The sequence below is a fragment of the Streptomyces sp. SX-6 genome, assembly GCF_059089585.1.
Window position 1 is genome coordinate 83,129 of the sequence record NZ_JBTHHU010000007.1, and the last position, 12,525, is coordinate 95,653.

Here is a 12,525-nt window from a genome sequence, read left to right on the forward strand (position 1 = left end):
AGGGACATCCGTATCACCCGTACCGCGTGGGTGAATTCCTCGGGCGGTCAACTGCCTCTCTTTCTCCCTTACTCTGGCCATGACGACTTGTCGGGAGAGAGGCCGAGCCCGTGTCATCTGATGCCATCAACGAGCCGTACGCCGATCCGCTCGCATTCGGCCAGCGGCTGCAACTGCTGCGCACGCGCCGGGGGATGACGCGTACCGTCCTCGCCGGGTTGCTCGGCAAGTCCCCTTCCTGGCTGAAAGCTGTTGAATGCGGGCGGCTCAAGACGCCCAAGCTTCATGTGATCCTGCGGATCGCCGAAGTGCTCCGGGTGCGTGAGCTGTCCGAACTCACCGGTGACCAGAGCATGCCGGTGGATCTCTTCGTCGGCCCGGGGCACGTACGACTGCCTGCCGTGCGGGATGCAGTCAATGCGTTTCCCTGCGCTACGGTCGGTCAAGCACCGCCGACGGGCGAACTGCGGGCTCGCCTCACCCGCGCATGGCAGGCCCGCCACTCCGCCCCCAACCACCGTGATGTCGTTGGGGTCCTGCTTCCCGACCTGATCCGCGATGCCCAACTCGCCGTCCGGCAAGCCACCTGCACGGCCGATCGGCGTGCAGCGCAGTCCGTGCTTGCGGAGGTCTACAGCCTTAGCCAGTTCTTCGTTGCCTACCAGCCCGATGTGGCCCTCCTGTGGCGCGTCGCTGAACGCACGATGATCGCGGCACAGGAGTCCGAAGACCCGCACGCGATCGGTGTCGCGGCGTGGCTGGCGGCCCAGGCGCATCGTGACTCCGGGCCTCGGCACTTCGATGCAGCCGATACGGTCACTATGGAGACGCTGTGGTTCCTGGAGTCTTTGCTGCCGGATGCCGACGACGATGTCCTTGCCGTTGCAGGGGCTCTCCGGTTCGAGGCCGGGTACACCGCCGCGCGCCGCGGTGACAGCGGGACTGCGTGGCGTCACTGGGACAGCGCCCGTGCGGTGGCCGACCGTTTGCCTGCGGGTTACTACCACCCCATCACGTCCTTCTCCCGCGCGGTCATGGGTGCTCACGCCGTCACGGTTGCTGTCGAGCTGCACGCGGGAGGCGAATCCGTGCGCCAGGCGGCAGCAGCGGACGCGCTGTCCATCCCCTCCCGTCCCCGGCGGGCCCGCCACCGTGTCGAGGAAGCGCGCGGCTACCAGCTCGACGGACAGCCCGAAGCGGCGCTCGCCACGTTGGAGAAGGCCTTTGACGCCGCGCCCGAGACGATCCGTTACAACGGCTATGCCCGGACGATCATCCTTGGTGAGTCCGAGTCGAAGAGCCCATATCGCCGCCGACGTGCTGGTCAACTCGCCGCGAAGATCGGGCTTCTCGCCTCATGATGGAGGGGGCACAGACTGTGCCCCTGCCGCGTCATGGTTCCCCTTAAGGTCGCCGTCCGATCGACGATCTGGAGGAACAGCATGCATGCTTCTGCCATCCGGTGGCTGTCCGCATCGTCCGCTGACCCGCGAGCCACCGTCAGGCTCTGGAAGGCGGGTGAGACGGCCCCGCTGATGGTGGGTCGGCAATGGGACCTGGTGGAGATCGACTTCACCAGGTCCACAGCTGCCATTTCCCAACTCCGCGCCCGGGAGCGACACATCGGTCCTTATCTGATGGGTGGCACGGAACGTGCGATGTGGTGGCTTCTCCCTCTCCGTACGGCTCGCCGGCTCGCCGGAGTACCCGGGGTTCTCGTACGCCCCGCCGGGTCGGAGCTTTTTGTTCCTCCTCCGGGCAAGTACCTCGGTGACCGGGTCTGGGTCATCTCCGACCAGAGCGGAGCCCGCTGGAACGCCCTCACCGCAACCAGCGATCTTCACGAGGCGCTCGAGGCTGCACCCCTTCGCGCTCCCGCGCAAGGGCATGATGGACGGCATGCACGAAATAACTAACTGCCATGACCTGCAAGCTTGGTGCCACGGCGACTCCCTGTGCACATGGGCGGCCCAGGGGCTGACCGGCCGCAGCCGGGCCTGGGTGAGTGACGACCGGCGTGCGGTTGCCGTCGCGGCGCCGTGGTTGTCGGAGCGGGACCGGCTGGCGGTGTGGGGTGCCGAGGACGCGGCGGTGCCGTTGGTGCGTGAGGTGCTGGAGTGTGTCGGGCCCGCGTACCGGCCCGTGGGGGAGCGGGAGTTGATCGGGGCGCTGGTGCGGGGGATACCGGGGCTGGCGCATGTGGCGGACTTCGGCTGGATGGACGGTACAGGGCCGTGCGCCCCCGTACCCGGTGCCGTGTGGTTGTCCGAAGGTGCGCTGTCCGAGGTGGCGGCGCTCGTGGAGAAGGCGTTCCCCGCCTCGTACGCGAAGCCCGGCGTGCCCGGTGTGGAGCGGTGGGCCGGGGTGCGCGACGGCGGCGGGCGGCTGGTGGCGGTGGGGGCGCTGGCGTGGTGCGCGCCAACGGTCGGTTATCTCGCGGGGATTGCCGTGCACCCCGCGGCGCGTGGCCGGGGGAGCGGGCGGCAGGTGTTCGGGTTCCTCCGCGACGAGGCGCTGCGGCGGTACGGTCGGGCGGCGCTCATGGTGGATGAGTGGAATCACTCCGCCGTGCGGCTGTACCGCGGCATGGGGTTGCGCTACCGAGCGGTGGCCGCTGCGGCGGCGTCCTCGCCGAGGAGATCCACGCGCATCAGCGTCTGCAAAGCGGACAAGTCGTCGTAGAAGGCCGACCGGCTGCTCACATACGCCTCGTCGTTCGCCCTCGCCCCGCCGATCACGCAATCGCGGAAGTCCCGCAGGGTCCGGTGTGCATCGTGCACGGCGGCGATCACTGCCGGTGGTGCGGTGACGACCAGCTGATAGCGGAGGTTCTCGCACGGCGCGAAGGCCTCGCGGGCCGTGGCCGTCCGGGCCTCCGGGGACAGGCCGGGGTCCCGGGCCAGGGCCGCGCAGGCGGTGCGGGCCTCCGCGAGGCACGCCAGGTACTCGCCGTACAGGGTGCGGCGGACGGCCACGTCCCGTTCGCCGCGTTCGCGCCGCCAGCGGCGGCGGTCGAGCAGCGCCGCCGAGGACGTGGCGATGGCCGCGCCCACGACGGTGCTGCCCAGGTTCATCCACTCCATCGATCAGCCGAGTTCCAGGGTGGTGACGCCGAAGACACGGTCCAGCGGGGTCTCGGGGGCCGGGCCGTGGTACATGCGGATGGTGTGGGAGGTGGGGGCCAGGCCGCGGGATTGTGCCAAGGAGGCGGCGGTGGCGTGGGGTTCGGGGATGTCCAGGGAGACGTCCTCGTCCGGGTCGAGGTGGGCGGTGAGGGCGTCGAAGAGGGCCTCGGCGTCGTCGGTGGTGTCGGCGAAGAGCGGGCCGATGCGGTGGCCCTCGACGGCGGGGCGGATCACGCCGTAGCCGGTGACGCGCCCCTCGCGCAGCCGGACCACGGCCGTGTGGCCGGTGGCCGTCAGCCAGCGGCCGAGGAACTCGGGGCGGTCGGCGGGGAAGCACTGCCGGTCGTACGCGGCGAGGGCGTCGAGGTGGTCCGGGGTGACGGCCACCGTGCCGTCGGGGCGGGTGGCGGTACGGACCGGGCGGCCCGCGTAGCGCAGGGTGCGGTAGGCGGGGGTGAACCCGGCGCGCTCGTACGTGCTCTGCTGGGCGGGCACGGCGTCGAGGCCGACGGTGCGGTCCCCGGCGTGCGCGAACGCGGCCTGCCAGGTGGCGAGTCCGAGGCCGTGGCGGCGGTGCTCGGGGTGGACCAGGTAGAAGCCGAGGAAGGCGAATCGGGGGGAGTAGGTGACGACGGATATCGCCGAGACCGGCTGCGGGTCGTCGTCGAGGCGGCCGAGGAAGAAGCCCTTGGGGTCGGTGGGGTGGAAGCACGCCTCGTCGCCGTGGCCGGGGTTCCAGCCTTCCTCGGTGGCCCACGCGACCGCCTGCTGCCATTCGTCGAGCGAGGCGCGGGTGACGGTGAGGCGGTCGGTCGGGATCGTCATGGTGCTCAGGGGCCTTTCAGTAGAGGTCAGATGAGGTCCATCGCGGCGACTTCGTCGGGACTCCCGTAACTCACGGGCCCCTTGAAGCGCCTGCGGGCGGTGGCGAACCACCACACCGTGGCGATCAGCAGCACCGCGGCCAGCGCGATCGGCGCGTAGTTGAACGAGCCGGCGGTGATCGGGGAGTGCTGCGGCAGCATGAACAGCACGTTGCTGAGCGCGATCCAGACCACGGCGATCCCCGCGACCGGCCTGCCCCAGCGCCCCAGGTTCCAGGGGCCGGGCTGGAAGTCCTTCAGCCGCAGCCGCAGGAAGATGGGCACGCCGTACGCCAGGAACAGCCCCACGACGTTGACGCTGACGACGGCGGTGAAGACGACGTTGGACCACCAGCCGGGCACCACCAGGACCATGGCACAGGCCGCGGCCAGCCACACCGCCTTGACCGGGGTGCGGGTGCGGGGCGAGACCGAGTGCCACAGGCGGGAGCCGGGCATCGCGCCGTCGCGCGAAAACGCGAAGATCTGCCGGGTGTTGCTGGTCATGTTGGCCAGTCCGCAGAACAGCATGGCCCCGATCACGATGAGCAGCAGCAGTTTCGCGGTGGTCGTGCCGAGCGCGTCGACCAGGATCTGCACCGGCGGTGCCGGAGTGGCGGCCTCCTTGGCGTAGTCGCGGATCGCGTAGACCAGGGCGAGCATGAGGACCAGCCCGGTGACCGCGGAGAAGCCGATCGCCCGCACGATGCCGCGGGGGGCGTTGACGGTGGCCTGGACGGTCTCCTCGGACATGTGGAAGCTGCCGTCGAAACCGGTGAACGTCCAGCTCGTGACGAGCAGTCCCAGCAGCCCGGCGTACAAACCGCTGGAGAAGCCGGTCTCGTTGGCGAAGTGGGTGACGAAGGACGGCGACTGGTGGTGCGAGGGGCCGGTGACCAGAGCGGTGACGATGACCACCATGCCGATGAGCAGCCACCAGACGGAGATACGGTTGATCACCGCGACCAGCCGCACGGTGTAGGTGTTGGCCAGCGCCTGGATCAGCAGGATCACCGCGGTGATGGCGACGGCCTGCTGCGGCGTCGGGTGGTACGACGGCCACTGCATCGCGACGAACGCCTGGATGAAGGTGGCGGCGGCGTAGTCGGTGGCGGCCGTACCGCCCACCTGGCCCACGAAGTTGAGCCAGCCCGTGTACCAGGACCAGGCGCCCCGGTGCCGCTTGGCCAGCTTGCCCGCGGAGAAGTAGAGCGCGCCGCTGGTCGGGTAGGCGGAGGCGATCTCGGCCATGGAGGCGCCGACGAACAGCACCATCACCGACACGCCGATCCAGCCGAAGACGAGGATGCGCGGTCCGCCGGCCACCATGCCGTAGCCGAACGAGGAGAAGATCCCCGAGATGATGTTGATGATCGTGAACGATATGGCGAAGTTGTCGAACGCGCGGAAACGGCGCGTGAGTTTGCGCGGATAGCCCATGGCGTGCAGCGTGGCGTCGTCGTCGAGGGCGACGTGTGCGGCCTGCCGGCGGGCCCGGTCGTGTGCGGGGGACGGGGGCAGCGTCATTGGCACCGTCTTCTCACTGGATCGGCGGGGGGCGTCATGGGGGGCGGTGGGGGATCAGGACGTGCCGGGCACGGGCAGGCCGCAGCGGCGTCTCGCCCGGGTCAGTTGCTCTTCGGGGGCGCCGAACACGCTCCAGGGCATGCGCGACGCGTACGGCCCCATGGCCGCGAGGACCGTACGGGCCTCCTCCTGGCACCCGGCCATCAGCAGCGCGTGCGCCAGATAAGCGAGGTCGAGCACCGGGGTGAAGGTGTACTGCGCGACCCTGGGGAACCAGTGCCGGTATATCTCCAATGCCAGGGTCCTGCCCCGGTGTTGCTTCCATACGCGGTCCGCGAACGGGTCGGCCTTGGGGTCGTAGTCCTCGACCAGGGCCACGAGCGGCAGGAGCCGCAGCGCCGAGTCGGCCGGTGCGCGGTTGCTGAGGAACTCGACCACGTCCCACCGGGCACTCGCCGAACCGCCGTGCCGGGCGAAGTAGAAGGCGAGGAAGCGGTGGTGGGCCTCGCGGTTCCAGGGATCGAGGTTCAGCGCGCGGGCGAACAGGCCCCAGGGGCCGCGCGGCGCGGTGAGCATCCCGCGCGGCGCGGGGTCGTCGGGCCGGTCTATCCGGGCCAGGGCGAGCCGGGCGACCCAGGGCGTGGGATCCACGGGGGACATCCCCGCCGCCTGGTCGCACGCCGCCTGCGCGATACGGACCAGGGAGGCCGCCCGGCTGTCCTGCGCGTCGGCCATGCGCAGTGCCCGCAGCATCGCGACGCGTGCCCACAACAGGGCGGCCTCCGCGCTCGGTTCCTCGGCCAGCCGGCGCTCGGCCAGGTCCGAGTCCGCCGCCACCGAGGCGAGCACCAGCGAGCGGTGGGCCCGCAGCCCGAAGTCCTCCTGCGCGTCCTGGAGCACGTCGAACGCGCTGTGGTAGCGCCCGGCCTGGACATCCACGCAGGCCTGCGCCAACTGATGGTCGTCGGCGGCCGGATGCCAGACGTACCGGCCCTCGAACGTGCCCGAGATCATGACCACCTGCCACCCCATCGACGACAAAATGCCCGCCCTCGCGCGCGCCGCTCGTGCCGGGCCCCGGGCGAGTGTGCTCACCGTTCGCACCGGCAGGCTCACCGTTCGCACCGACAGCAGGTCACACCTTACTCACCATCACCTGGACCGGAAGACGCATGCGGAGGATCGACCGCCGTATCCCCGCCGCACCGTTACCGGACGGGAGCGTTCCGTAAGATTTTACGTGCGCTCAAGACACAAACCTCTCCTGTTGAACGCCTTTAACGGTGGAGAGCAGAGCAGGATGTCTTCTCCACGACCGTCGCGACCGGAGGGACCCCCAGTTCCGTGAACCCACACCACGCAGGCGATCCGCACCCACGGCGAGGGGGTGAGCGGTGACCCCCTCCTGCCATACGAGTTCGCTTCCCATGACCGAACTGCCTGCCGACTACCGGGCTTTCCACCAGCTGTACCGCGGCGCCTACGTGCACTGGGCCGAGCTCTACCTCGGCAACCGGCACGACGCCGAGGAGGCCGTCGACCAGGCCTTCGAGGACCTCTACTTCGTCTGGGGCGACGTGCTGGGGGCGGAGAACCCCAACGCCTATGCCTGGGCGGTGGTCCGGCACCGCACCATCGACTGCGCCCGTGCCCGGGGGCGGCGCCCGACCGTCATAGACACGGCGGTCTTCGAGGTCGCCGGCCTGGCCCAGGCATCCGACCCGATCGGCGAGTTGGAGCACAGTCTGTCCGTCTACAAGGCGATCTGTGCCTTACCCGCGCGCCAGCACGATGTGATCGTGCTGCACTACTGCCTCGGCTACAGCGTCCGTGAGACCGCCGACATCATGGGCATCACGCCGGGCGGCGTGCGCTCCACCGCCCGCCACGCCAGACACCGTCTGCACGACGCGCTCGGACTGGAGAAGGAAGAGGAGCACCGGTGACCGGATCTCTCGACCGTGCGCTGGCCAAGGCCCGCCTGGACCGGCGCCCCTACACGAACGGTGACCTCGACCGCGCCGAGTTCAGACTCGCGGCCCGTCTCACCGAACGCATGTGGCACGGCGCCCTCTACTTCGACGACCAGATGGAGCCCGCGCGTATCGCCGCCGTCCGCGCGGCCCAGCGCAACTACCTTCCGCACCGCGCCTTCTACCGGCGTCTGCGCAGCCTGTGCAAGACGGTTGTGGCACAGGACCTCCACAAACTCGGCACCTTCCTCGCACACCGGCTGCTCGAGCCCGAGGGTGCCCTCGTGCTCGGCTGCGTCCTCCAGCTGACCGACCGCGAGGACAGCGCCAGATTCTGGTGGCAGTTCGCCGCCGGTGCCGACGCCGCCGGGGCGGCCTGCTGTCTGTACCTGCACCACATGGCGCTCGGCGAGCGGCGCGAGGCGGAACTGTGGCGCCGCCAGGCCGGGCTGGAGTCCCTGATGCCGGAGACCCCGGAGGAAGTCGACCGTAACGACCTCAACATGGCCCTGCAGATGCTCGACGGCCTGCGCGAAGGCGCGGAGGGCGGCTTCTCGCCCGAGGCGAGCGCCGTCATCGCGTACGTCCCCGACGCCCTCGGCTTCGTCGACGAGGTCGACCTGCCGCTGCCGCAGCCGGACTTCCCCGAACGGATCGAGGAACTCACCGCCGCACGCTAGGTGTTGGCACGCTAGGTGTTGCGGATCAGCGCAGGGCGCTCAGCCCCGGGACGAACGTCACCAGCAGCGGCACGACGGGCACCAGGGCCGCCGCGGCCGTCAGCCGCAGCCGCCGCGCGGCGGTCAGCCGGGGCGCGGGCGCCAGCAGCCTGTGCACCCGGCTCGGGACCTGGGAGAGATGGGAGGGGCACGGGCCGAACACCCCGCGGTCCTCGTTGAGTTCGACGAGGGCCAGCGCGGTCGTCAGCCGGCCGAAGCGCCGGGAGGCCGCGTCGTCCGCGGCCAGCTCGACCAGCCGGTGGACCTGGTCGCGGAACGCCGCGAAGACGGGCACCTGCCCGAACCCGTTCGCCAGCGCGGACGAGCAGTGCAGCAGCCAGTCGTGCCGGGCGCGTACGTGCCCCTGCTCGTGCGCCAGCACGGCATCCAGCTGCGAGTCGTCGAGCCGCCGCAGCGCCCCCGTCGTGATCACCAGCTGCGGTGCGCCGCGGCCCCGCAGCAGCCAGGCGTCGGGCCGTTCGCCCTCGAGCAGCACGAGCCGGTCCGCGCCCGGCTCCTCGCCGGGCAGCAGGGGGGAACGGACGAGCAGTTCGGCCCGGCGCCGCCGGCGCCCGGCCCGCGCCCCGCGGACCTCGCGGGTCAGCATGACCGCCGTCCACGCCGCGCCGCACGCGAGCACGACGGCCAGGGGAGCGGCCCAGGGGCCGTACGCGGTGAGCGCGTACGCCTCCATCACACCGCTCGGCGCGGGGGCGAAGACATTGCCGCGCACGGCCTCCCACGCGGCGGCGGCGCTCAGGGACATGGCGAGAGCGCAGCACAGCAGCACGGCGGCCACGGCGCACTGCCACACCCACAGGGCCAGGATCGGTTCGCGGTCGGGCCAGTCGGCCCGGGCCAGCACACGCGGCGCCATGGCCGCGATCAGTCCGCCGAGGGCCAGCAGCGCGAGCGGGACCATCATGGGCGTCAGCCTATGAGTGCGATGCCGTCGGCCGATATGCCGCCGGGGGTGAAGTGACGTACGCCACGCGGTTCGTGGGTGTAAGGGAGGGCTCAAAAGGTCAGCAGCATCGCCAGCATCGCGATGCCCATCGACAGCCGGCAGGCGCGCGTGAGCTCCGGCCACGGCATCGGCCGCGGTGCGGGCACGGCGCCGACGGCGGCCGGGGCGGGGACGATGCGGGCCGCCGTGCGCACGACGTACACCGCGAAGTAGGCCAGCAGCAGACCCGTCAGCAGCGGCACGCCCGCGGGCGGGTGGCCGCCGCCGGTGTGCCCGGCGTGGCCGCCCGCGGGGGCATCCGCCATGGCCAGTGCCATGTAGACCATCGCGAACGCCCCGACGGCGTGGTGCAGATGAACGGCGTCCGCCCTGCCGCGCGTCAGCGCGAGCGAGCGCAGGGCGGAGGCTCCGAAGACGGCGGCGAACAGGACCGCGCTCCATGTCCGGACGGCCGCGCCCGGTACCGGCACCGCCATGGCCGCCATGCCCAGCCCCATGAGTGCATCGCTCCGCGCCCAGCGGAGGCAGTACGCGCCCGTCGCCGCGCACAGCACCACCAGCGACCAGACGACGAGCGGCGGTCCGTGCATGGCACACCTCCCCGGGGGAGGATGCCCGACCCTGTCGGGCTCACACGGGAGCGCACGGCAGCGCACGACGGCGCGCGGGCGCACGACGGCGCGCGCACGATCGTCGGGGTCAGATGCCCGGCCGGTACCGCAGCGGATGCCCCTCGGGCACTTCCACCACCACGATGCGCACCCCGTCCGGGTCGGCGATCCACATCTCCACCAGCCCCCACGGCTCACGCTGCGGCGGCCGCAGGATCTCGACGCCCCGGCCCAGCAACTCCTCGTGCGCCTCGGCCGCGTTCTGCACCTGGAGCCACAACTCGAGCCCTGGGGCGGGCGGGACGGAGGAGCGTCCCGAGACCTCGAGGAACCCGCCGCCCAGGAAGTAGACGACACCGCGCTCGGGGCCGGTCCCGAACTCACGGTGGACGGCGAGTCCCAGCGCCTCGCCGTAGAAGGCCCGCGACCGCTCCGGATCGGTCGGCCGCAACAACACCCGGCTGCTCAGTACGTGCGTCATGCTCGGGCACTGTACGCAAACCCGTGCGGATAGGCTCGGTAATGGGGTCATAGAGGCTTATGAACCTGCACGAGAGGACGTACAGCGCACATGGACACCAGCAGGACGCTCGTCGTGAAGCCGATATTCCGGGCCGCTGTCGCGGCCGATGTCCCCGGCCTGGTCGCACTGATCGAATCGGCCTACCGTGGTGAGGAAAGCCGTGCGGGCTGGACCTCCGAGGCCGATCTGCTCGACGGGCGGCGCATCGACGCCGACGGCGTCCTGGCCGTGGTGACCAGTGAGGACGGCCGGCTGCTGGTGGGGGAGCTCGACGGCGAGATCGTGGCCTGCTGCCAGCTCGAACACCGGGGTGCGCACGCCTACTTCGGCATGTTCGCCGTCCGTCCCGCTCTCCAGGGCGCCGGCCTCGGCCGCACCGTCATGGCCGAGGCCGAGCGCTTCGCCCGCGCGGAGTGGGGAGTCGATGAAATGCACATGACCGTCATCCGGCAGCGCGTCGAGCTGATCGCCTGGTACGAGCGCCGCGGCTACCGGCGCACCGGGCGGATGAGCCCGTTCCCCTACGGCGACGACCGGGTCGGCACCCCCCAGCGGGCCGACCTCGAGTTCGAGCTGCTCGTCAAAGAACTGGCCTGAATCCGGCTAGGACGGCGGCGGGGGAGCCTGGGCGGCGAGTGGCCCCTGCCGCCGGACGGGGTCGCGCCCGGCGGCGAGTGGCAGGAAAATTGGCGGCCCGAAGGCGGTCCGACAGGATAATTTACTGATACTGCTCTTGAGGAGAAGAAGCTCGCATGGATACGGTGTCTTAACGCCAGGTTCTCTCGAGGAGGGGCAGTCATGACGAAAATCCTTGCGTCGAAGGAGATAGGCACCGGTGTTTTCCCGGTGGAACGTGTGATCGAGCACCCCGCCTGGGCCGTGCTCAAGGGCGCGGTCGAGACAATCCGGCCCTGGCAGTCCGCCGACGGCTCGATCGACCTCGCGGCGGACGGTGCACCACCGGGTGAGGCCGTGCGCGCCGAGACCGACCGCGTCGTGGCCGCGGTGGAGGAGCTCTCGCCCCTCCTGCCGCACGACGCCGACTACCACCGGGCGCTCGTCGCCGACCTGCGCCGCTGGGCCAAGGCCGGCTTCGGCGTGCCGGACTTCCTGGACTCGCTGCTCGCCTTCCAGCCCGCCGACCGGCGCACGGACGGCCGCCAGCACCTGGTGGTCTTCCCGATGTACACGCAGAACGGCAACCCCGACCGCAACCTCGAGGCTGTCGTCGTACGCGTCGTATGGCCCGAGTGGCTCGCCGAGCTGGAGCGCACGCGCTACGACAACCCGCTGTTCGTCGGGATCACCTTCGAGGACTTCACCGCCGGCTACGACACCAACTCGGCCGTCCTCTTCCCCGAGACCGTCGCCGTCCGGGAGGCCCCCGAGCGCTTCACCTGGGGCGCGATCTTCTGCGACCGGGAGGCGGCCCGCTTCCGCCGCGTCACCGAGGCCGCCGTCTCCGCGCTCGGCGTGCGGCTCCCCGCCGACATCACGGACCTGCTCGGCGACCAGCGCCGCTGCCAGCAGGCATTCGTCCTGTGGGACATGGTCCACGACCGCACCCACAGCCACGGGGACCTGCCCTTCGACCCCTTCATGATCAAGCAGCGGCAGCCGTTCTGGATGTACGGCCTCGAGGAGCTGCGCTGCGACCTCACCGCCTTCAAGGAGGCCGTGAAACTGGAGGCCGACGGCTACGCCCAGGGCCGCGACGTGCAGTTCGCCGTGCTCTTCGACCGGATGTTCCGCTTCCCGGTCACCGGCGCGCGCGTGCGCAACTACGACGGCCTCGGCGGCCAGCTGCTCTTCGCCTACCTGCACAAGCACGACGTCGTACGCTGGACGGACAACACCCTGCACATCGACTGGGACCGTGCTCCCCAGGTCACCAACCAGCTGTGCGGAGAGATCGAGCAGCTCTACCGCGACGGCATCGACCGGCCCAAGCTCGTCCACTGGTTCGCCGCGTACGAGCTCGTCTCCTCCTACCTGGCTCCGCACCCCGGTTCCGTGTGGGCCAAGGGCCCCGATGCCCTCGACCTGACACAACCGCCCCGCAAGCTCGTGGACGACGTGCTTCCGGACGAATTCCCGCTCAGCATGTTCTACGAGGCCCTTGCCAAGAAGCTGCGCGGCGTGATCGCCTCGACCAAGGGGATCACGGCCGGTACGGAGCAGGTGGCCGCGTGAGCGAGCGGAAGCAGAAGGAGGCGA

At 70.7% G+C, this 12,525-nt stretch carries 13 protein-coding genes; 6 read left to right on the forward strand and 7 right to left on the reverse strand.

The window, feature by feature from the left end; translation table 11 throughout:
• Positions 1-110: 110 nt before the first annotated feature.
• Together ACV530_RS10715 and ACV530_RS10720 are read left to right on the forward strand one after the other, a co-directional pair.
• Positions 111-1,361, forward strand: coding sequence for a helix-turn-helix domain-containing protein (locus ACV530_RS10715; RefSeq protein ID WP_494332109.1), 1,251 nt, complete (start codon positions 111-113; stop codon positions 1,359-1,361).
• Between the two features lie 538 nt (positions 1,362-1,899).
• Entirely contained in the window at positions 1,900-2,682 is a 783-nt protein-coding gene (locus tag ACV530_RS10720) for a GNAT family N-acetyltransferase (RefSeq protein ID WP_494332110.1), read from the forward strand.
• Here ACV530_RS10720 and ACV530_RS10725 read toward each other — a convergent pair.
• The 4 genes from ACV530_RS10725 to ACV530_RS10740 all read right to left on the reverse strand — a co-directional run bounded on the left by ACV530_RS10725 (position 2,598) and on the right by ACV530_RS10740 (position 6,529).
• Entirely contained in the window at positions 2,598-3,074 is a 477-nt protein-coding gene (locus ACV530_RS10725) for a hypothetical protein (RefSeq protein WP_494332111.1), read from the reverse strand. The two genes, ACV530_RS10720 and ACV530_RS10725, sit on opposite strands and share 85 nt — an antisense overlap.
• Before the next feature lie 12 nt (positions 3,075-3,086).
• Positions 3,087-3,950, reverse strand: coding sequence for a GNAT family N-acetyltransferase (locus ACV530_RS10730; RefSeq protein ID WP_494332112.1), 864 nt, complete (start codon positions 3,948-3,950; stop codon positions 3,087-3,089).
• Positions 3,951-3,976: 26 nt separating this feature from the next.
• The gene (locus ACV530_RS10735; protein WP_494332298.1) at positions 3,977-5,428 is read right to left on the reverse strand and encodes an amino acid permease; all 1,452 of its coding nucleotides are present in this window, start codon (positions 5,426-5,428) and stop codon (positions 3,977-3,979) included.
• Between the two features lie 141 nt (positions 5,429-5,569).
• Entirely contained in the window at positions 5,570-6,529 is a 960-nt protein-coding gene (locus ACV530_RS10740) for a ubiquitin family protein (RefSeq protein WP_494332113.1), read from the reverse strand.
• A 413-nt stretch (positions 6,530-6,942) separates the two neighbouring features.
• On the opposite strand from ACV530_RS10740, the gene ACV530_RS10745 reads away from it, so the two are divergent.
• Positions 6,943-7,461 (forward strand): RNA polymerase sigma factor, encoded by a 519-nt coding sequence (locus ACV530_RS10745; RefSeq protein WP_494332114.1) that lies wholly within the window; start codon positions 6,943-6,945, stop codon positions 7,459-7,461.
• The gene (locus tag ACV530_RS10750; protein WP_494332115.1) at positions 7,458-8,168 is read left to right on the forward strand and encodes a hypothetical protein; all 711 of its coding nucleotides are present in this window, start codon (positions 7,458-7,460) and stop codon (positions 8,166-8,168) included. The genes ACV530_RS10745 and ACV530_RS10750 overlap by 4 nt, the downstream gene beginning before the upstream one ends.
• A gap of 25 nt (positions 8,169-8,193) precedes the next feature.
• On the opposite strand, the gene ACV530_RS10755 is transcribed toward ACV530_RS10750, so the two are convergent.
• The 3 genes from ACV530_RS10755 to ACV530_RS10765 form a co-directional block, all read right to left on the reverse strand.
• Positions 8,194-9,132, reverse strand: coding sequence for a M56 family metallopeptidase (locus tag ACV530_RS10755; RefSeq protein WP_494332116.1), 939 nt, complete (start codon positions 9,130-9,132; stop codon positions 8,194-8,196).
• A 92-nt stretch (positions 9,133-9,224) separates the two neighbouring features.
• Entirely contained in the window at positions 9,225-9,764 is a 540-nt protein-coding gene (locus tag ACV530_RS10760; RefSeq protein ID WP_494332117.1) for a DUF5134 domain-containing protein, read from the reverse strand.
• A gap of 109 nt (positions 9,765-9,873) precedes the next feature.
• A complete protein-coding gene (locus ACV530_RS10765) occupies positions 9,874-10,266 on the reverse strand; it encodes a VOC family protein (protein ID WP_494332118.1) in 393 nt (130 codons plus the stop codon).
• Positions 10,267-10,356: 90 nt separating this feature from the next.
• Between ACV530_RS10765 and ACV530_RS10770 the strand changes: the two genes are divergently transcribed.
• Both ACV530_RS10770 and ACV530_RS10775 read left to right on the forward strand, forming a co-directional pair.
• Positions 10,357-10,905, forward strand: a complete 549-nt coding sequence (locus ACV530_RS10770; protein ID WP_494332119.1) for a GNAT family N-acetyltransferase — start codon at positions 10,357-10,359, stop codon at positions 10,903-10,905.
• Positions 10,906-11,106: 201 nt separating this feature from the next.
• Positions 11,107-12,501 (forward strand): DUF6421 family protein, encoded by a 1,395-nt coding sequence (locus tag ACV530_RS10775; RefSeq protein ID WP_494332120.1) that lies wholly within the window; start codon positions 11,107-11,109, stop codon positions 12,499-12,501.
• The last annotated feature ends 24 nt before the right edge of the window (positions 12,502-12,525 follow it).

What these genes read in the sequence shown, in the direction of transcription:
- ACV530_RS10720 (WP_494332110.1), top strand. Translation starts at nt 1,900, where the DNA reads ATGCACGAAATAACTAACTGCCATGACCTGCAAGCTTGGTGCCACGGC.
- ACV530_RS10725 (WP_494332111.1), bottom strand. Translation starts at nt 3,074, where the DNA reads ATGAACCTGGGCAGCACCGTCGTGGGCGCGGCCATCGCCACGTCCTCG.
- ACV530_RS10730 (WP_494332112.1), bottom strand. Translation starts at nt 3,950, where the DNA reads ATGACGATCCCGACCGACCGCCTCACCGTCACCCGCGCCTCGCTCGAC.
- ACV530_RS10735 (WP_494332298.1), bottom strand. Translation starts at nt 5,428, where the DNA reads ATGGGCTATCCGCGCAAACTCACGCGCCGTTTCCGCGCGTTCGACAAC.
- ACV530_RS10740 (WP_494332113.1), bottom strand. Translation starts at nt 6,529, where the DNA reads ATGATCTCGGGCACGTTCGAGGGCCGGTACGTCTGGCATCCGGCCGCC.
- ACV530_RS10745 (WP_494332114.1), top strand. Translation starts at nt 6,943, where the DNA reads ATGACCGAACTGCCTGCCGACTACCGGGCTTTCCACCAGCTGTACCGC.
- ACV530_RS10755 (WP_494332116.1), bottom strand. Translation starts at nt 9,132, where the DNA reads ATGATGGTCCCGCTCGCGCTGCTGGCCCTCGGCGGACTGATCGCGGCC.
- ACV530_RS10760 (WP_494332117.1), bottom strand. Translation starts at nt 9,764, where the DNA reads ATGCACGGACCGCCGCTCGTCGTCTGGTCGCTGGTGGTGCTGTGCGCG.
- ACV530_RS10765 (WP_494332118.1), bottom strand. Translation starts at nt 10,266, where the DNA reads ATGACGCACGTACTGAGCAGCCGGGTGTTGTTGCGGCCGACCGATCCG.
- ACV530_RS10770 (WP_494332119.1), top strand. Translation starts at nt 10,357, where the DNA reads ATGGACACCAGCAGGACGCTCGTCGTGAAGCCGATATTCCGGGCCGCT.
- ACV530_RS10775 (WP_494332120.1), top strand. Translation starts at nt 11,107, where the DNA reads ATGACGAAAATCCTTGCGTCGAAGGAGATAGGCACCGGTGTTTTCCCG.